This is a genomic window from Collinsella aerofaciens, assembly GCF_039752775.1.
Classification (GTDB): domain Bacteria; phylum Actinomycetota; class Coriobacteriia; order Coriobacteriales; family Coriobacteriaceae; genus Collinsella; species Collinsella aerofaciens_R.
In genome coordinates this window covers 13250-30976 of the sequence record NZ_JBDMGT010000008.1, presented here as the reverse complement: position 1 = coordinate 30976, position 17727 = coordinate 13250, and the positions used below count along the sequence as shown (strand labels likewise).

Annotated in this window: 17 protein-coding genes and 2 tRNA genes; 1 reads left to right on the top strand and 18 read right to left on the bottom strand. The window is 61.5% G+C overall.

Translation table 11 applies throughout. From position 1 onward, the window contains the following. Positions 1-54: 54 nt before the first annotated feature. Together ABHR63_RS03455 and thyA are read right to left on the bottom strand one after the other, a co-directional pair. Entirely contained in the window at positions 55-573 is a 519-nt protein-coding gene (locus ABHR63_RS03455) for a dihydrofolate reductase (RefSeq protein WP_138112395.1), read from the bottom strand. Between the two features lie 9 nt (positions 574-582). Next, complete coding sequence (gene thyA / locus ABHR63_RS03450; RefSeq protein WP_138112393.1) at positions 583-1431, bottom strand: thymidylate synthase; 849 nt, start codon at positions 1429-1431, stop codon at positions 583-585. Positions 1432-1597: 166 nt separating this feature from the next. Between thyA and ABHR63_RS03445 the strand changes: the two genes are divergently transcribed. After that, entirely contained in the window at positions 1598-2362 is a 765-nt protein-coding gene (locus ABHR63_RS03445) for a DUF134 domain-containing protein (protein WP_138112391.1), read from the top strand. A 120-nt stretch (positions 2363-2482) separates the two neighbouring features. Here the strand turns inward: ABHR63_RS03445 and ffh are convergent, their stop codons facing one another. From ffh to ABHR63_RS03365, 16 genes are all read right to left on the bottom strand, one after another. Then, the gene (ffh, locus tag ABHR63_RS03440) at positions 2483-3958 is read right to left on the bottom strand and encodes a signal recognition particle protein (RefSeq protein ID WP_035138144.1); all 1476 of its coding nucleotides are present in this window, start codon (positions 3956-3958) and stop codon (positions 2483-2485) included. A gap of 10 nt (positions 3959-3968) precedes the next feature. Next, positions 3969-4886 carry a signal recognition particle-docking protein FtsY gene (ftsY, locus tag ABHR63_RS03435; RefSeq protein ID WP_346964678.1) on the bottom strand — a complete coding sequence of 306 codons (918 nt, stop codon included), beginning with the start codon at positions 4884-4886 and terminating at the stop codon, positions 3969-3971. Then, a complete protein-coding gene (gene smc / locus ABHR63_RS03430; RefSeq protein WP_225093512.1) occupies positions 4886-8422 on the bottom strand; it encodes a chromosome segregation protein SMC in 3537 nt (1178 codons plus the stop codon). Before smc ends, ftsY begins: the two co-directional genes overlap by 1 nt. A gap of 10 nt (positions 8423-8432) precedes the next feature. Beyond that, complete coding sequence (gene rnc, locus ABHR63_RS03425) at positions 8433-9158, bottom strand: ribonuclease III (RefSeq protein ID WP_055286400.1); 726 nt, start codon at positions 9156-9158, stop codon at positions 8433-8435. A gap of 3 nt (positions 9159-9161) precedes the next feature. After that, positions 9162-9404: an acyl carrier protein gene (locus tag ABHR63_RS03420; RefSeq protein WP_117847660.1), complete on the bottom strand. Its 243-nt coding sequence runs from the start codon at positions 9402-9404 to the stop codon at positions 9162-9164. A gap of 124 nt (positions 9405-9528) precedes the next feature. Then, on the bottom strand, positions 9529-10548 hold the full coding sequence (gene plsX, locus ABHR63_RS03415; protein WP_225093511.1) for a phosphate acyltransferase PlsX: 1020 nt from the start codon (positions 10546-10548) through the stop codon (positions 9529-9531). Positions 10549-10635: 87 nt separating this feature from the next. Then, complete coding sequence (gene rpmF, locus ABHR63_RS03410; protein WP_022094017.1) at positions 10636-10815, bottom strand: 50S ribosomal protein L32; 180 nt, start codon at positions 10813-10815, stop codon at positions 10636-10638. 64 nt (positions 10816-10879) lie between these two features. After that, on the bottom strand, positions 10880-11434 hold the full coding sequence (locus ABHR63_RS03405; RefSeq protein ID WP_225093509.1) for a YceD family protein: 555 nt from the start codon (positions 11432-11434) through the stop codon (positions 10880-10882). Beyond that, the gene (locus ABHR63_RS03400) at positions 11434-11931 is read right to left on the bottom strand and encodes an ATP synthase subunit B family protein (RefSeq protein WP_022094019.1); all 498 of its coding nucleotides are present in this window, start codon (positions 11929-11931) and stop codon (positions 11434-11436) included. Before ABHR63_RS03400 ends, ABHR63_RS03405 begins: the two co-directional genes overlap by 1 nt. Positions 11932-11999: 68 nt before the next feature. Continuing rightward, on the bottom strand, positions 12000-12497 hold the full coding sequence (gene coaD, locus ABHR63_RS03395; protein ID WP_195363927.1) for a pantetheine-phosphate adenylyltransferase: 498 nt from the start codon (positions 12495-12497) through the stop codon (positions 12000-12002). After that, positions 12490-13119: a 16S rRNA (guanine(966)-N(2))-methyltransferase RsmD gene (gene rsmD, locus ABHR63_RS03390; protein WP_195363926.1), complete on the bottom strand. Its 630-nt coding sequence runs from the start codon at positions 13117-13119 to the stop codon at positions 12490-12492. Before rsmD ends, coaD begins: the two co-directional genes overlap by 8 nt. Further along, complete coding sequence (gene recG, locus ABHR63_RS03385) at positions 13116-15293, bottom strand: ATP-dependent DNA helicase RecG (protein ID WP_346964680.1); 2178 nt, start codon at positions 15291-15293, stop codon at positions 13116-13118. The genes rsmD and recG overlap by 4 nt, the downstream gene beginning before the upstream one ends. Before the next feature lie 10 nt (positions 15294-15303). After that, positions 15304-16965, bottom strand: coding sequence for a DAK2 domain-containing protein (locus ABHR63_RS03380; protein WP_055309525.1), 1662 nt, complete (start codon positions 16963-16965; stop codon positions 15304-15306). Positions 16966-16992: 27 nt separating this feature from the next. Continuing rightward, positions 16993-17382: an Asp23/Gls24 family envelope stress response protein gene (locus ABHR63_RS03375; RefSeq protein WP_187361832.1), complete on the bottom strand. Its 390-nt coding sequence runs from the start codon at positions 17380-17382 to the stop codon at positions 16993-16995. Between the two features lie 160 nt (positions 17383-17542). Next, positions 17543-17617: transfer RNA gene (locus ABHR63_RS03370), tRNA-Asn, on the bottom strand. A 33-nt stretch (positions 17618-17650) separates the two neighbouring features. Continuing rightward, positions 17651-17725 (bottom strand) — tRNA-Asn (locus ABHR63_RS03365). Positions 17726-17727 lie beyond the last annotated feature (2 nt).

The window sequence follows — 17727 nt, the reverse complement described above, 5'->3', positions numbered from 1 at the left end:
AAGCGCCGCCCCATACATTCAATCAACCCGATAATACCGTTCACGCCAGGCGATTTACGCCTCAACGCGACGATACGTCACGAACTCATAATCGACACCCTCGTCGCCCTCGCCCGAGGCAATCGTGGCAACACCGCCACGCCACGCAATCTCCCACGCGGGATCGGCGTCCAAATCGGGAAAGTACGTGTCCACGGCATGAGTGCAATGGTTGTGCGTGACCTCGGCCTCGGCGCAATACGGCAAAAACCGCCGATACACCTCGCCGCCACCGATCACCCAGGCAACGGGCTCATCGGCAACCGCGGCGAGCGCCTCGTCGATGCTATGCACCACGTCGACGCCCTCGACAGCAAAATCCTCGTCGCGGGTAAGCACGATATTGCGACGGTTCTTAAGTGGACGCCCACCGGGAAAACTCAGCAGCGTCTTGCGTCCCATGATGACCGGGCAGCCCTTGGTGCAGGCCACAAAATGGCGCATGTCGGCGCGATTGGACACCACCATGTCGCCCTCGCACCCAATGCCCCAATCGTCACACACGGCAACGATAGCAGATAGCTTACACGTCATGAGCACCACCTACACCGCAATGGGAATGTTCTTGACCTGCGGACCGTGCTCGTAGCCCTCCACAATCAGGTCGTCGGTCGTAAACGCATAGAAATCGTGCACGTCGGGGTTAAGCGTTACCTTAGGCGCCGCAAACTGCGGACGCTCGATAAGTTCGCGGACAATATCGACATGACGGTCGTAGATATGGGCGTCGGCGATCACATGCAGCAGCTCGCCGGGAATCATATCGATCGACTGCGCAACCATCATCAGCAAGATGGCGTACTGGCACACATTCCAGTTGTTCGCGGCCAAAATGTCCTGGCTGCGCTGGTTGAGAATCATGTTGAGCGTCGGCTTGTCGTCCTGCGGGCGCTGCGTGACGTTATAGGTCACGCTGTACGCGCACGGATACAGGTGCATCTCGGACAGGTCGCTAAACACATACGTGTTGGTCATGATGCGGCGACTGTACGGTGTGTGCTTAAGATCGTACAGCACTCGGTCCATCTGGTCGAAATCGCCCTCGGCATAATGGCTCTTCTGGCCAATCTGGTACCCGTAGGCCTTGCCGATGGAGCCGGTCTCGTCGGCCCACTCATCCCAAATATGGCTGTTGAGGTCATGGACGTTATTGGACTTCTTTTGATAGATCCACAAAATCTCGTCCATCGCAGACTTAAGCGCCGTGCGGCGCAGGGTGAGCGCAGGGAACTCCTCGCGCAGGTCGTAGCGCGCCGTAACGCCAAAGTTTTTAATGGTATAGGCAGGGGTGCCGTCCTCCCACACCGGACGGACCTTTTGGCCCTCGGTGGTGGTGCCATGGTCCAGAATGTCGCGGCACATGGATACAAACTGTTGATCAGCCTTGCTCATTGACCCTCCTGTCAGTCGCCTATAAGCGATTTTTATTGTAGCCCAGGCGCGCACAGCCCCACAGCCCAAACATAAGCCCTCATCTTCTGACATATGACAGAAATTCCTTGCGCAAATCCCCACGTTCGCTATTCTATTGTTGACATATGTCAGATTTGGAGAGTGTATGGCAGGAAGACGCGAAAAATTGCGCCGTGTTGGGATCATCCCCGAATATCGTTGCTTTACCCCCGACGGCCTTGCCAGCGGAGACGCTATCGATATGACAGTCGACGAGCTCGAGGTCTTGCGCCTATGCGACCTGGAAGGCCTCAATCAGGAGGAAGTCGCCCAGTGCATGGGCATTGCCCGCGCCACGGTGGCGGCAATCTGCAGCCGCGCGCATCGCAAGGTGGCAAACGCGCTGGTCAATGGACGGGCGATCGTCATCGAAGGCGGAAACATCGCGTACTCCCCCATCACCACGACAACGGCCGCATGGCCAGCAAAGGAGGCTGACACCATGAGGGTGGCAACGACGTACGACAACGGCAACATCTTTATGCACTTTGGCCGCAGCGAACAGTTCAAGATCTATGACATCCAGGATGACAAGGTGCTCAACGAGCAGGTCGTAGGCACCGGTGGCACCGGCCACGGCGCCTTGGCGGGCCTGCTTGCCAACGGTGGCGTTGACACGCTCATCTGCGGCGGCATCGGCGGTGGCGCTATCAACGCGCTTGCTCAAGCCGGCATCACGGTATACGCAGGCGCCCAGGGCAGCTGCGACGCTTGCGTCGAGGCCCTTATCGCCGGCACGCTTGCACAGAACGGCGAGGCCACGTGCGGCTGCCACGGCCATGACCACGAGCACGCACATGAGCATGGCGAGTCCTGTGGTTGTCACGGCCATCACGAGCACGAGGGCCACGAGGGCTGCGGCTGCCACTAGCGGCACGGCACCGCGAACTCGGGGCGCGACACAGAACGCAACCCAACAATCAAAGCCAACAACAAAGGCCACCCGGTAGCTTCCGAGTGGCCTTTGCCATATCAAGCTGGAATTACAGCACTATTTCTTATTACGCATCTGCGCTTCCATTTGACGCAGCAGGTCCATATCGGACTTGGGGCCGCCCGTTCCCAGGCCGCCCATGCCGCCCAGCCCCATGGCATCCAAACCGGGAATATTGGGCATGCGCATCTTTTTGCCCTTCTTACCCTTCTTGCCCTTCTTACCGCCGGCCTGCGCCTGATTGGCCATCGTGCGCATGCGGCCCATCATCTTATTCATCTCGCCCCACTGCTTCATAAGGCTATTGACCTCGGTGGGGGTCACGCCGGCGCCCTTGGCAATGCGGGCACGGCGCTGGCCGTTGATGATGGAGGGGCGAAGGCGCTCCTCCTTGGTCATCGACATGATGATGGCCTCGTTCTTATCGAAGATACCTTCGTCCAGGTTGCCACCCATCTGGTTAAGCGCACGCTGGCCACCGGGGAGCATGCCCAGAATGCCCTTCATGCCGCCCATCTTCTTGACGGCCTTCATCTGGTCGAGCATGTCGTTCATGGTGAAGCCCTCGCGCAGCATGCGCTCGGCAGCCTCGAGCTGCTCGGCGTCGGCCGCCTCCTGGGCCTTCTCGATGATGCCGACAACGTCGCCCATACCCAGAATGCGCTTGGCCATACGATCGGGGTAGAACGGCTCCAGCGAATCGGGCTTCTCGCCCATGCTCACAAACTTGATGGGCTTGCCGGTCACCTGGCGCACGGAAAGCGCGCCGCCGCCACGGGCGTCGCCATCGAGCTTGGAGATGATCACGCCGTCAAAGTCGGTGCGCTCGGCGAAGGTCGAGACGACGTTGACGATATCCTGGCCGGTCATGGCATCGACGACCATCAGCACCTGATCGGGCTTGACGGCCTTCTTGATGTCCACGGCCTCCTGCATCATCTGTTCGTCGATCTGAAGACGTCCGGCGGTATCGACGATGACCACGTCGCGCAGGTGATCGACGGCCTCCTGGATGGCGCCCTTGGCGATATCGACCGGGTGCGCACCGTCGCCGCGGAAGACCGGTACGCCGATCTCGCCACCGAGCGTGGCCAGCTGGTCGGCAGCAGCGGGACGGTAGACGTCGCACGCGGCGAGCAACGGCGAGCGGCCCTGCTTCTTGAGCAGGTAGGCCAGCTTTACGGCCGCCGTGGTCTTACCGGAGCCCTGCAGGCCCACGAGCATGATGACGTTGGGAATACGGTTACTAAAGACGAGCTTGCTCTCGGTGGAGCCGAGCATCTCGGTGAGCTCGTCGAGCACAATCTTGACGACGTTTTGCGCCGGCGACAGCGACTCCATGACCTCGGCGGTCATGCAGCGCTCCTTGGTCTTGGCGACGAACTCCTTGACGACCTTAAAGTTAACGTCGGCCTCGAGCAGCGCCATGCGAATATCGCGCATGGCCGAAGTAATATCGGCCTCGGTCAGCTTGCCCTTGCCGCGCAGGCGGTCAAATGTGTCGTTGAGGCGATCGCTCAGGGAATCAAACACTAGTCACTCCTTAATTGGACTCGCCCACCAGGGCGCGGCAGAAATCTTTGGCATTGAACTCCTGCAGGTCATCGACCTGCTCGCCCACGCCCACGCGCAGGATCGGGAGCTTGAGTTTCTCGGCCACGGCCATGGCGATACCGCCCTTAGCCGTGCCGTCGAGCTTAGTCATGATAATACCGTCCAGGCCCAGCGCCTCGTTAAACTCGAGCGCCTGGTTCAGACCGTTTTGACCCGTCGCGGCGTCGATCACAAGCACGACCGAAACCGGCATGGGACCGGCGGCCATATTGGCGGCGCGCTTACGCGTCACGTTAACCACCTTGGCAAGCTCGCGCATGAGCTCAGGGCTCGTGTGCAGACGGCCGGCGGTATCGATAAGCACCAGGTCGCTGCCGCGCTTATCGGCCTCGTCGAGCACGTCATAGCACACGCTCGCCGGATCGGAGCCGCGGTCACGCTTGATAACCGGTACGCCAGCGCGCTGGCCCCACACATCGAGCTGCTCGATAGCGGCGGCGCGGAAGGTGTCGGCCGAACCGATCACCACGTTCTTGCCGCGGGCGGCCATGGCGCTCGCGATCTTGCCGACCGTAGTGGTCTTGCCGGCACCGTTAATGCCCACAAACAGCACGCAGCTCGGCGTATCGGAAAACGGATCGCGCTCGATGGGCACAAAGTGCTGCTCGAGCTGCTCGGCCAGGGCACGACGAAGCTGCGGAGCGGTCTTGAGGTTCTTCTTGGCCGCGGCGTCGCGCAGGTCATCGGAGACCTGAATGGCGATCTCGACACCCATGTCACCCATGACGAGGGTGTCCTCTAAGTCCTCCCAAAAATCCTCGTCGACCTCGCCGCCAAAGTAAAAGACCTCGTTGAGGGCCTCGCGACTGCGCTCAAGTCCGCGCGAGAGAGCGTCAAAGAATCCCATTATGCATTCACGACCTTTCCGGTTTCGCGATCGAGTTTTTGCGAGACGACGCGACTGACGCCGTCGGCTTGCATCGAGACGCCATAGAGGACGTCAGCGTCCTCCATAGTACGGCGCTGATGCGAAATGACCAAGAGCTGCGTATCGGAACGCAACACATCGAGCGCGCCGATGAGCTTGGACAGGTTGGCGTCATCGAGTGCCGCCTCGACCTCGTCCAGCACATAGAACGGCACCGTGCGCGTGCGGTACACAGCAAAGAGCAGGGCGAGCGCCGTCAGGCTCTTCTCGCCGCCCGACATGAGCATCATCTTGGTGATGCGCTTGCCGCGCGGCTGCGCCACGACCTCGATACCCGTCTCGGCAGGATGCTCGGGATCGGTCATCTCCAGATGAGCCTGGCCGCCCGGGAAGAGCATAGCGAAGATCTCGCGGAAGTTCGCGTCGACCTTCTCAAACGTCACCAGGAACGCCTTGCGCATCTTGCGATCAATGGCCACCGTGATCTTGGTGAGCGCCTTGCGCGCGCTCTCCAAATCGGCCAGCTGCTCCTCGATGTAGTCGGCGCGGCGTTTGAGCTGCTCGTACTCCTCCATGGCAACTTGGTTAACGGGACCAAGGTTGTTGATCTGGCGCACAAGCTGGTTGAGTTCGCGCTCGGCGGCATCGCGGTCCGTGGGCGCCGGAAGCATGAGCGCTTCCTCGAGCACCGTCGTGCCATCGGCGGTAATGGCCTTGATGGCAGCCTCGACCTGCACCTCGAGCTTGCCACGCGCGACCTTGAACTCGTTTTGCGTGGCAGAGGCGGTATCGACTCGCTCCTTAGCGCGGGCAACCTCTGCCTTGGCATCCTCGATGGTCTTCTTGAGCGAAGCGGAGTCCGCCTCCTCCAGAGAGGCCTGGTCACGCAGGCGCGCTGCCCAATCCGACGCGCGTTCCAACAGGGCAGAATAGCGTTCGTGCATGGGATCGACGCGCAGGCGCAGCAGCTCGAGCGAGCGCGAGGCCTGGCGTGTTCCGCGGATACGACGGTCGATGCCCTCAAGACGATGCTCCAGGTCGGGCACGCGGCCCTTCAGCGAACGCAGGCGTTCGCTCGTCTGGGCTAGGCGAACCTTGGCGTCGGCGAGCTTGCCGGCAGCCTCGGAATCGTCACGGCGAACGCGGTCGAGTTCGTCGTTGGCCTCAGAAATCTGCAAGCCCAGATCGCTTGCCTGCGCGCGGGCCTCGTCACGCGAACGGGTGAGCTCGTCAACGCGCGGGCGCGCAGCGCGAACGGCTTCGGAGGCCTGCTCGCGGCGCTTGGAGGTGCGCACGCGCTCGACCTCGGCATTGTTGGCGCTTTGCTCCAAGCGGCCGATCTCGGAAAGCAGCGAGCGGCGCTCGCCCTCAAGACGGGCGATCTCACCGGCGGCATCGCCCTCGGCGGCACGGGCCTCCTCGACGGCAGCGTTGGCCTCAACGACTTGGTCCGAAGCATGCTCAAAGATGGCAGCCAGATCGGGTTCCAGGCCCTCGAGCTCACGGATGCGGCGCTTGCGCTCCAAGGCACCCGAAGCCTCGCCGGCATCAAGCCCCACGCGCACCAGGCCGCCGCAGGCGACGCGGGCGCCATCGGGGGTCACGTAAGTCACGCCTTCAACGACCGGCGCCGACAGCGCGGCAGCAAGATCGTCAACGACGTAATAGCCGCCGAGCAGCGCCTCGACGACGGGTCCGTAGCCTGCGCGCACGGACAGACGATCAACCAGGCGGGTACCGGCAGCGCCCTCAGCGGCGGTAGAGCCGCTCACGCCGCGCGCCACCAGCAGTGCTTCGCCCGAGGCCTTCTTTTGGTCCAGAGCCGCACGACCGGCACGCTCAAGCGTGGCGGCGTCATCAAACAGCAGCGCATCGATATCGCCGGCGAGCAATTGCTCAACCAGGCCCTCAAGCTCGCGCGGGGCCTCCAGCACGTCGCCCAGACGACCCAAGACATCGTCGCCCAGCGCACCCACCAGACGGCTCACGAGCGGCGAGCTGTCGGCCATGCGGGCATCGAGTTTCTTTTGGCTGGCAAGCTCCGAGCGCACCTCGGATAGCTTGTTGCGCGCCTCACTCTCGCGGGCACGCAGGTCCTTCAGGGCCGCGCGTGCCGTCTCGGTGGCCTCACGCGCATCAACCTGAGCCTGGCGCGCTTCCTCAAGAGCGCCCTCAAGCTCCTCGGCGCGGTCGCGACGGCTCTCGAGCGAGGCCATGACCTCCTCGAGCTGCTCGTCAATCTGCTCCAGGCGCGAGGCATACATGTTGTCCTCGACCTCGGCATTGCTCAGCGAGTCCTTCACCTTGGCAAGCTCGAGCGCGGCGTTATCGGCCACGCGCTGCACATCGCGTTGCTCACGCGTAAGCTGCGAAATCTGATTGTCGAGCGCCACGCGCCGCTCGTGGAGCTCAGCGGCGGCAGGACCAGCGGCGTCGACGTCCTCCTGGGCCTGCATGTGCGCACCGGTCACTTCCTCAAGCTGCGCACGCGCGTCCTCGAGCTCCTCGAACACGCGACGTCGCTGATGCTCGGAGCTCGAAATCTGCCCGCGCATGTCAGACAGGCGCGACACCATGTTGTGGCCCTTTTCCTCGAGCAGGCGCATGTCGGAGTTAATGCGGCCGACCACATCTTGCATATGACGGCGCTGCTCGCCCAGGTCGCCCACAAACAGGCCCTTTTCCTCGAGCATGACCTGAAGCTTCTCGAGCTCGCGCTCCTTTTCGCCCAAGCGGTACTGCGCAAGCTCCAGCTCGGCGGCGCCTTCCTTGGAACGGCTCTCCAGGTCGTTCCACTGCGACTGCAGCGAACGCAGCTCGTCGACGGCTAGCATCTGCGTAAGCTCGTTCGCACGCGAGGACAGCTCTTTGTACTTGCGCGCGCGATCGACCTGACGCTCCAACGGTCGCAGCTGACGGGCGATTTCCTTATTGATGTCGCGGGCACGCGTCAGGTGCTCGTCCATCGACTTAATCTTTTTGAGCGCACGCTCCTTGCGGCGCTTGTGCTTGGAGATGCCGGCGGCCTCCTCGATGAGGGCACGGCGCTCCTCAGGGCGGCTCTGCAAGATGGCATCGAGCTTGCCCTGGCTGATGATGGAATGTGTATCCTTGCCCAGGCCCGAATCGTGCAAGATGTCCTGAATGTCCATCAGGCGGCACGGGCTCGAGTTGATGAGGTACTCGCTTTCGCCCGAGCGATACATACGACGGGTGATGGCGACCTCGTCAAAATCGACGGGCAGCATATGGTCCGAGTTATCGAGCACAAGCGTGACCTCGGCGACACCCACCGGCTTGCGCGCTGACGAGCCCGAGAAGATGACATCCTCCATGGCCTGGCCGCGCAGCTGCTTGGCGCTCTGCTCGCCCAGGACCCACAGAATCGAGTCAGAGATGTTCGATTTTCCCGAGCCGTTGGGACCGACGATGACGGTCAGGCCCGGCTCAAACGTCATATGGGCGCGGTCGGCAAACGACTTGAACCCTTTGAGCGTGAGGGACTTGAGATACACGGTTCCTCGCTTACACGTGCTTCTTGTTCAGAATCACGCCGTTGGTGGTGTAACCCATGCGGTCGAGCGCTTCGAGCGCGGCGGCTCCCTCGGCTTCCTTCTTTGAGGAGCCGGAGCCGCGACCCTGACGAATACCATCGATCAACACCACGGCGGTAAAGGTGGGCGCATGCGCCGGGCCCTCGGAGCCAACGAGCTTGTACGCCGGGGGTTCGTGACCGTCGGCTTGCACGCACTCCTGCAAAAACGACTTGGGGTTCGCGGGATGCTCGGCGCGCTCGGAAGCCAAATGCGGCTTAAGCGTACGATGGATAAACTCCGCCGCAACGTCCCAGCCGGCATCCAGGTACAGTGCGCCCACGAGCGACTCGTAGACGTTCTCGAGCGCCGAATGCAGGCCGCGCGCACCGGTACCGGTCTCGGAGGCACCAAAGATGATGATGTCGTCGATGCCCAGCTCGTGAGAAACCTCGGACAGCGTAGCGCCCGAGACAAGCGACACCTTCAGGCGCGTGAGCTTGCCCTCGTCAAACTCAGGATAGGACTCAAACAGGGAGCGTGCGACCACAGCACCCAAAATGGAATCGCCCAAGAACTCAAGGCGCTCATAGCTGGCAGAAACCGGCTGGCCCTCGACTGCCGAGGGATGCGTAAGGGCCGCGCGCAGCAGCACCTTATTATTGAACTCGTGCCCCAGGATTTCCTGGGCACGCGTAAGTCGTTCGGATAAAGCCAAGACCTAGGCCTCCCTGGCGTTTTCGATCGCGTCGACGGCGTCGGCGACAGAGTTGAGCGAGAGTAGGGTCTCGTCATCGATCTCGAGGTTGAACTCGTCCTCGATAGCCGTAACCAGCTGCAGGCGCTCGAGCGAGTTGGCATCGAGGTCGTCAAAGGTGGTCTCCTCGCTAATTTCGGCAACATCGACGCCCAGAACGTCAGCAGCGACCTCGGCGATCTTGTCGAAGATTTCGGAGCGGTCCATAGCGCTTCCTCTCATAGTGCATGAATACCAAAAGAATGGTACCGCCCGGGCGGTACCAAGACACGGTTCTGATTCTACCCCACGACGTGCACCGCGAAGCACATAACAGCGCTCTAACTCGCTCTTATAAAACGATACCGTCCATAGAGTTGGCGACATTCTCGACCAGCCCGGCGCGCACGGCTTCGGCCGCCGCGAGCGCACCGTTTTTGACAGCCTCGACCGAGGTGGCACCATGGCCGATCAGGACCACGCCGCGCAGGCCCAAAAGAATCGCGCCGCCCTTGGCGTCGCCCGAAAGTTTGGCTTTAATCTCGCGCATCTGCTTTTTGATGAGCAGCGCGGCAATCTTGGTGCCGAGCGAAGACATAAAGACACCCTTGAGCTCCTGCAGCAAAAACTTGGCAGCGCCCTCGGTGGCCTTGAGCGCAATATTGCCCGACATACCATCGGCAACGACGACATCGAAGTTGCCTGAGGTGAGGTCGGTGCCCTCGCAGTTACCAACAAAGCCGGGAACGGCGGCCTTCATAGCAGGGAAACAGGCCTTGGTAAAGTTAGAACCCTTCTCGTCCTCGGCGCCGTTGGCAAGCAGACCGACGCGGGGATGCTCGATGCCCAGGACGACGCGGGCATAGGCGCTGCCCATCTGGGCAAAACGCACCATATCGTCAACCTCGACATCGGGGTTGGCACCCATGTCGCACAGCACCGTCAGACCGCCGGCGCGATTGGGCAGCGCATTGGTCAGACAGGGGCGCACCGGCTGCTTCTTGCCTTCGGCCTGATACCTAAACGGCGTCACGTAGGCGGTGGCAGCGGCGGTCATGGCACCGGTCGAGCCGGCGGAGAAGAACGCATCCGCGTTGCCCTTCTTAATGGCGCGGCAAGAAAGCACGATCGACGACTTACGCTTGGTCATCACGGCGCGAATGGGATCGTCATCCATGGCGATAACGTCAGGTGCCTCAAGGGCCTCAACACGTGCATGGGAAGCTGCAAAGGGATTGACGATTTCGGCCGGGCCAGTCGCCAAGACCTCGATATCGGGATCGGCGGCAAGAGCAGCCTCGATACCATCGAGAACAACCTGAGGTTTCTCGTCTCCGCCCACAACGTCTACACAAACGCGAACGTTACTCATATACATGCTCCTTATACAAAAATGGCCGACTCATTGAGCCGGCCATTGTGGTTCCATTTGGAACGGCATCGCATCCAGAGTATACCGTTACTCGGTAACGATAACCTCGCGGTCCTTGTAGAAACCGCAGCTGGGGCACACGTGGTGCGGAAGCTTGACAGCGCCGCAACGGGGGCACGTGGACTGAGCCGCAGCCGAGATCTTCATGTTGGCGGAACGACGGGTGTGAGTGCGGATACGACCCTGCTTTTGTTTAGGTACGGGCATAGTGACCTTCCTTATGAACTATCCAGTGTGGCGATTACGCGCAAGTAGCGATACTACCACAGTTTTACTCATCAAGCTTGAGATTCTTCAATGCTGCAAATGGATTTTCCGTGGCAGCGGCCCATTCTGCCTCTGCCTGGGCGGCGCAATCGCATTGCTCGACGTTGAGATTGCAACCGCATGTGGGGCACAGACCACGGCAATCGGGCTTGCAGAGCACCACAAACGGCGTGTCCATAACGACCGCGTCATTGATGGGCTCACCCAGATCGACGATACGGTCCTCACCCAGGAGCTCGTAGCCGTCCTCGTAGGCCTCGGGATCCTCGGGCTCATCAAAGAGGTAGAACTCCTCAATCTCACCGGCAATATCAAACGAAGCGGGCTCCAGGCAACGGTCGCACTCGCCAGTGGCGTGCGCGCGGACCATACCGGTGAGCAAGACACCGGTACCGGCATTGGTAAAGACAACGTCGTAGTCGATGCCGTCCTGAAGCTGGTACTCCTTCTCGCCCACCGTGTAGGTGGCGACATCGACCTTACCGGTCAGCGGATACGAATCTCCAGGAAACTCGAGCTGCTCGGAAAGATCGACGGTAACGCTCGGGAACTCAGCCATTACCACTGACCATTCTGCTGGGCGGCACCCTCGTTAAGCTGCTGGCGACAACGGGTGACGGTGCCGGTCAGGCTCTTGAGGTTCTCCTCGAGGTGCGTAAAGACCTGCTCGGCGTAATCCTCGGCAGCATAGCGCGTCTCACGCTCATACTGCTGGGCGCGGTCGCGGATATCGTCGGCCTGCTGCTGCGCTAAGCGGACGATCTCCTGCTCACCGGCAATGGTGAGGGCCTGCTGCTGAGCATCGGCGATGATGGAATCGGCCTGAGCGGCGGCGGAAGCCATAAGCTCCTCGCGCTCCTTGAGGATACGGCGGGACTTCTGCCATTCCTCGGGATAGCTCATGCGAATCTCGTCGAGGATGTTAAAGAAGACGTCGGCGTCGATAACCTTCATCTGGGCGTTCTTGCCGAACGGCGTCTTAGCCTCTTCGATGAGCCCCTCGAGCTCGTCGACAAGACTCACGATCCTGTCGCCAGGAAAATTCTCGCCCGGCATCCGGTCTCCTTTCATAGGTAACATATCATCGTGTTAGTTTACCACATGCCACCAGGCATTAAAAAACGTCACGAAAAGCGATGTTTGAGCGCCTTGACCACATTGGACGGAACAAAATTAGAGACGTCGCTACCGAGCGAGGCAATCTGGCGAACCACCGAGCTCGAAATATAGCCGTACTGCGGCGCACTCATGACAAAGATGGACTCCAGCTCGTTATCCAGGCGGTAGTTGAGGTCGGCCTGCTGCAGCTCATACTCAAAGTCGGTCATGGCACGCAGGCCCTTGACCACGGCTCCTGCTCCCTGTTCGCGGGCAAAATCGACCAAGAGGCCGGTGAAGGGCAGCACCTCGACGCCGTCAATATCACCGAGCGCCTCACGGGCCAGCGCCACGCGCTCGTCGAGCCTAAACGTGGTGCCGACGCCGTTTTTGCCCTGCGACTCGGCAACGGCCACGATCACGCTGGGAAAAATGCGGCGGGCGCGACGAATGACGTCGATATGGCCAAACGTGATGGGATCGAAGGTGCCCGGGACGATTACGCGGTTAATGGTGTCACTCATGGGCATCCTCCGTGGGTGCGTCGCTATCGTTGCCATCATCCTCGCCGTTGCCAACCCAACGAAGCAGGTCGACCGAGGTTATGCCATAGCGCTTCTCCCGCATGGTCTCAAAGCCGGCCGGGTGAGCGCCCGTATCGGCCGCGGCGTGCTCAAAGAGCGCGTAGGCACCCTGCGCCAGCAAGCCTTGCTGAGCTAGGTTCTGTAGCAGCTCCTCGACCGGCTCAGCACCAAAAGCATAGGGCGGGTCGAGCAGAACCAGGTCAAAGGGACCGCCCGGCACGCGGCCGCGCGAAGCGCTTGCCAGCACGTCGCCCGTCACCACGCGCCAGCGTGCACGGTCGCGGCAGAGCGACTCGATATTCTTGGTAATCAGACGAGCAGCGTTGCGATCGATCTCGAACGTGGTGAGCGAGCGGGCACCACGCGAGAGCATCTCGATGCCCAAGGCGCCGGAGCCGCCAAAGGCATCCAGCACGCGGACCTCGTCCAGATCGAAGTCGAATGCCGACATGACCATAGATGCGCACGCCTCGCGCACGCGATCGGTCGTGGGGCGGGTGACATCGCGACCACGGGGCTCCTCGATCTTACGACCGCGCCATTCGCCGCCGATGATTCTCATCCTCCGCTGACCTCCTTAAAGATGTGTCGATACCGCATGGCGACCGCATCGCGCAGAGGACGCGTCGCCACGGAGTCAAGGTTGCAAGCATACCGCAAGAGCTCGACCGCGTCCAAATGGGCCCATTCGATCAATTCCTCGTCGGCATCGAGGTCAACAAAGCGCAAGGTCACGCCGCCATGCTGGCGGTAACCCAGGATTTCACCCTCGTGGCGCAGACGCAGGTCCATCTGGGCGAGCGTAAAGCCGTCCGAGGTCTTTTCGAGCGACTGGAGACGGTCTTGTGCCGCCGATGCGCCGCCGTTGCCCTTGGAGTGCGTCATAACCAGGCAGGTGCCCGACACGCTGCCGCGGCCCACGCGGCCGCGCAGCTGGTGCAAGGCAGCCAAACCAAAGCGCTCGCCATTCTCGATAACCATGACGGTGGCATTGGGCACGTCGACGCCCACCTCGACCACCGTAGTCGAGACGAGCACGTCAATCTCGCCACGCTTGAAGGCATCGATGACCCGATCCTTCTCCCCCGCCGGCATGCGGCCGTGAAGGCGCTCGATAGTGAGACCCGGCAGCGCCAGACGCAGGCGATCGAGCTCGGTCGCCGTATCGTGCAGCGGCACGGGGACCGTCACGCGGCCCTCGTCGTCGCGGGCGATACCGGGCACGTCCTCCAGCTCATCGGCCGAGTCACTCGGCTCCACGAGCGGGCAAATCACGTAGGCCTGCTGCCCCTTCTCGTGAGCCTCGCGAATGGCGCCATAGGCGAGGTCTCGACTCGACTCGGTGAGCACGCGTGTCGTCACGCCAGCGCCAGGGACTGGCCGATGGCGGATGATACTCGTGTCCAGATCGCCGTAGACCGAAAGCGCCAGCGTACGCGGGATGGGCGTTGCCGTCATAACGAGCAGATCGGCACCGGGGCCCTTCGCGCGTAGTGCGTTGCGTTGGCCTACGCCAAAGCGGTGCTGTTCGTCGATGACAACAAGCGACAAGTGCTTAAAGTTCACGTCTTCGGAAAGAACAGCATGGGTGCCAAAGAGGACATCGAGCTCGCCGGACTGCAGCTGCTCATGGATCCGCTCGCGCTCGGCCGCCGGAGTGGCACCCGTCAGAAGCGCCCAGGACATGCCGGTCTGCGAGAGCAGAGGGCCGGTCTTATCGGCATATTGGCGCGCCAGCACGCCCGTGGGCGCCATAACGCAGGCCTGCGTGCCGCTATCGGCAGCCACAGCCAGCGCGCAGGCGGCAACGGCGGTCTTACCGGTACCGACATCGCCCAGCAGCAGACGGTTCATCACGCGCCCGCCATCGCACATATCGTGCAGGATATCTTGGAACGCGGCCTCCTGCTCGTCGCTCAGCGAAAACGGCAGGGCTTGCTTGAGCACGGCCAGGTGCTCGCCCGCGGTGTGGGCATAGGGCACCACATCGACCAGGCCGCCGTCGTTGCGCAGGCGCAGCGCTAGCTGCAGGTAGAGGCACTCCTCGTAGGCAAGCCGTGCGCGCGCGATATCGCGCTCGGCCATACTCGATGGAAAATGGATTGAGCGCAGCGCGCGGGCATTGCTCATCAGGCGACGCTTAACGCGCAGCGGTGCCGGAATGGGATCAAAGGGATTGCCGACGACCTCGAGCGCGCCGCTTACGATGCGGCGCATCCACGCCTGGCTCACGCCATCACTCACGTAATGGACCGGCAGGATAGTGCCCGCGGCACGCCCTTCCTCGAGCTTTTCAAAGTGCGGCGAGGCCATCTGCTTAAAACCGTAGGCAAACTCGACCTTGCCCATCACGGCCAGGCGGTCGCCCTGCTTAAGCTGCTGGGCAATCCAGGGCTGGCGGAAAAAGGCGACCTGCAGCACACCCGTCTCATCCACCAGCGAGACCTCGGTCACCTGCATACGCGGGCGGGGCTGTTTTTGGACGATACGATCGACCGTGGCAACAATCGTGCACACGGTACCGATGGGCGCCATCTCGATAGACCAAGAACGGGTAAAGTCGAGGTATCGATGAGGGATATGGAGAAGGAGGTCCCCCACCGTCCGAATTCCCAGACGGCGAAGGGCCTCCTCACGTTTACCCGAAACATATTTGAGTCGCGCGATATCCTCGTCGAGCGCATTGCTCTGGGCAAAGCGCTCCGAGACGCGCGGCACGGAGCACAGCTCGGACATGGGCAGTTGCCTACTCGATCGAGAAGATCACGGGATAGAGCGGCTGCTCGCCACGATGGGCGTCAATCTCCAGATCGGGCTGAGCCTCCTCGATGGCGTCGACGATCTCCTGGAAGGCCTCATCGGACAGCTCCTCGCCGGCCAGAATCGTCAGCGCGTCACCCTCTTCTTCCTCCTGCATGCGGTTGATGCAGTCGAGCGTGACCTGCTTCACGTCGGAGCCGACCACGTCGATGGAGCCGGCAATGATACCCATGACGTCACCGGAGTGAATAGGCGAGCCGTCGGAGGCGCTGGAATCGCGCACGGCACGGGTGACCTCGCCATCGCGGACCTCGCTGATGGCGTCGACCATAGCGGCGACGGCATCCTCGAGCTCGGAATCGGGCAGGACCGCAAACAGCGCGGAGAAGGCCTGCGGAACGGTCTTGGTGGGAACGACGGCGACCTTCTTGTCGGTGCAGGCAGAAGCTGCGGCCTCGGCAGCCATGCGGATGTTACCGTTATTGGGCAGGATGATGACTGAGGTCGCGTTGACCTGGTCCACCGCGCCCAGCAGGTCGGCGGTCGAGGGGTTCATGGTCTGGCCACCGGAGACGACCACGTCGACGCCAAGGGACTTGAGGATGTCGGCCTCGCCGGAACCGGCGGCAACGGCGACAAAGCCCAGCGCCTTGGCGGGCTCGGCGGCCTTTTCCTGATCCTCGTGGATCTTGGCGGTACGGTCGTGGGCCTCCATCTCCATGTTGTGGATAAAGACCTCATAGATCTGACCGAGCTGCAGCATGTGCTCGAGCACCAGGTTGGGGGTGTTGGAGTGCACATGGATCTTGTAGTCGGGATAGGCGCCCACGAGCAGCTCACAGTCGCCCATGGAGCCTAGGAACTTAAGGCACTCGTCCTCGTCAAACGGGGCGTCGGCCTTAAAGAGGAACTCGTTGCAGTAGCGGAACTCCGAGCCCTCCCAGTCGTCGTTAGCCTCGATCTCAACGCGACCAAGGGCCGCATCGCGGGCAGAGCCAGCGGAATCAAACGTGGCGGAGAAATCCTCGACAACGGTGCTGCGGCCAAGCGCGGCGGCAACAAAGTTCTCCAGGAAGATGGCAAAGCCAAAGGCGCCGGAGTCGACCACGCCGTTCTCCTTCAGAACGGGCAGCAGGTCGGGCGTGCGAGCAACGGACTGGTACGCCTCGACGACGATAGCATCGAGCGCATCCTCGGCCGAGAACTTCTTCTTCTCGCACTCATCGGCCTTGGTCGAGACATCGCGCAGGACCGTGAGGATCGTGCCCTCGATGGGCTTGCGGACAGCCTGGAAGGCAACCTTGACGGCGCGACGGAAGGCGAAGGCAATGTTGGCGGACGTAATAGGCTCGTCGGCAGAGACAAGACCCTCGGCCACGCCGCGAAGAATCTGCGAGGTAATAACGCCGGAGTTACCGCGAGCGCCCATGAGAGAGCCGTGGGTGATGGCACCGGCGATGGCCTCCATATCGGCATCGGCGGGAAGGGCAGAGAGCTCCTTGGTCACCGAGGCGAGCGTGAGCGACATGTTGGTGCCGGTATCGCCATCGGGTACGGGGAAGACGTTGAGCTTGTTGATCTCCTCGGCCTTGTCGGAAACGGCAGCCGCAGCGATCGGAAAACAGGTGCGAATGGTCTTTGCAATCATGGGTATTTGAATCTCCGTTTTCGGATGCTAGTTCAGACGGCTCTTGAGCGCGTCGATATGGATGCCGATCTTAAGGCTGGCGGGATCGATCTGGGCGATCTCCTGCAGGGTGAAGGCAACGGAGCTCGAAAGATTGTGGCAGACGGACTTCATGTTGACGCCGTTCTCGAGCACGACGTGAAGATCGACCGTAAGGCCGTTCTCGTCGGCGGAGACAAGCACGCCCTTGCGGAGGCGCTGACCGGCAAGCAGGCGCACGCTCTCGGCGCCTTGGAGCTGCTCAGCCATACCGACGACGCCATAGCACGTCATCGCGGCATAACCGGCAATATCGGCAATAACGTCGTTCGAGACGCTCAGGCTGCCGTTAATGGTCTCAGACACAAGAATCTCCTTATCTGGTGCTCGCGGCACCATGTCGTGGGAGCAATCATTGCAATATTCTACAACGACCGCGCCATGTTGAGGTGGTGGGTCGCGGGATTACATCCTCGACACGAAATGTTGATATGGCAACGTTCGAGTCAAGTGGTCGCGGCATGAAAAAACCCGCCGCATTGCGACGGGTTTTACAACCTGGCTCCCCGGGTAGGACTCGAACCTACAACAGCGCGGTTAACAGCCGCGTGCTCTACCATTGAGCTACCGAGGAATTTAAAGCCCAACAGAAAGGGCTGGAAAATTCTGGCTCCCCGGGTAGGACTCGAACCTACAACAGCGCGGTTAACAGCCGCGTGCTCTACCATTGAGCTACCGAGGAAT

What these genes read in the sequence shown, in the direction of transcription:
- ABHR63_RS03455 (WP_138112395.1), bottom strand. Translation starts at nt 573, where the DNA reads ATGACGTGTAAGCTATCTGCTATCGTTGCCGTGTGTGACGATTGGGGC.
- thyA (WP_138112393.1), bottom strand. Translation starts at nt 1,431, where the DNA reads ATGAGCAAGGCTGATCAACAGTTTGTATCCATGTGCCGCGACATTCTG.
- ABHR63_RS03445 (WP_138112391.1), top strand. Translation starts at nt 1,598, where the DNA reads ATGGCAGGAAGACGCGAAAAATTGCGCCGTGTTGGGATCATCCCCGAA.
- ftsY (WP_346964678.1), bottom strand. Translation starts at nt 4,886, where the DNA reads ATGGGATTCTTTGACGCTCTCTCGCGCGGACTTGAGCGCAGTCGCGAG.
- ABHR63_RS03420 (WP_117847660.1), bottom strand. Translation starts at nt 9,404, where the DNA reads ATGGACCGCTCCGAAATCTTCGACAAGATCGCCGAGGTCGCTGCTGAC.
- plsX (WP_225093511.1), bottom strand. Translation starts at nt 10,548, where the DNA reads ATGAGTAACGTTCGCGTTTGTGTAGACGTTGTGGGCGGAGACGAGAAA.
- rpmF (WP_022094017.1), bottom strand. Translation starts at nt 10,815, where the DNA reads ATGCCCGTACCTAAACAAAAGCAGGGTCGTATCCGCACTCACACCCGT.
- ABHR63_RS03405 (WP_225093509.1), bottom strand. Translation starts at nt 11,434, where the DNA reads ATGGCTGAGTTCCCGAGCGTTACCGTCGATCTTTCCGAGCAGCTCGAG.
- ABHR63_RS03400 (WP_022094019.1), bottom strand. Translation starts at nt 11,931, where the DNA reads ATGCCGGGCGAGAATTTTCCTGGCGACAGGATCGTGAGTCTTGTCGAC.
- coaD (WP_195363927.1), bottom strand. Translation starts at nt 12,497, where the DNA reads ATGAGTGACACCATTAACCGCGTAATCGTCCCGGGCACCTTCGATCCC.
- rsmD (WP_195363926.1), bottom strand. Translation starts at nt 13,119, where the DNA reads ATGAGAATCATCGGCGGCGAATGGCGCGGTCGTAAGATCGAGGAGCCC.
- recG (WP_346964680.1), bottom strand. Translation starts at nt 15,293, where the DNA reads ATGTCCGAGCTGTGCTCCGTGCCGCGCGTCTCGGAGCGCTTTGCCCAG.
- ABHR63_RS03380 (WP_055309525.1), bottom strand. Translation starts at nt 16,965, where the DNA reads ATGATTGCAAAGACCATTCGCACCTGTTTTCCGATCGCTGCGGCTGCC.
- ABHR63_RS03375 (WP_187361832.1), bottom strand. Translation starts at nt 17,382, where the DNA reads ATGGTGCCGCGAGCACCAGATAAGGAGATTCTTGTGTCTGAGACCATT.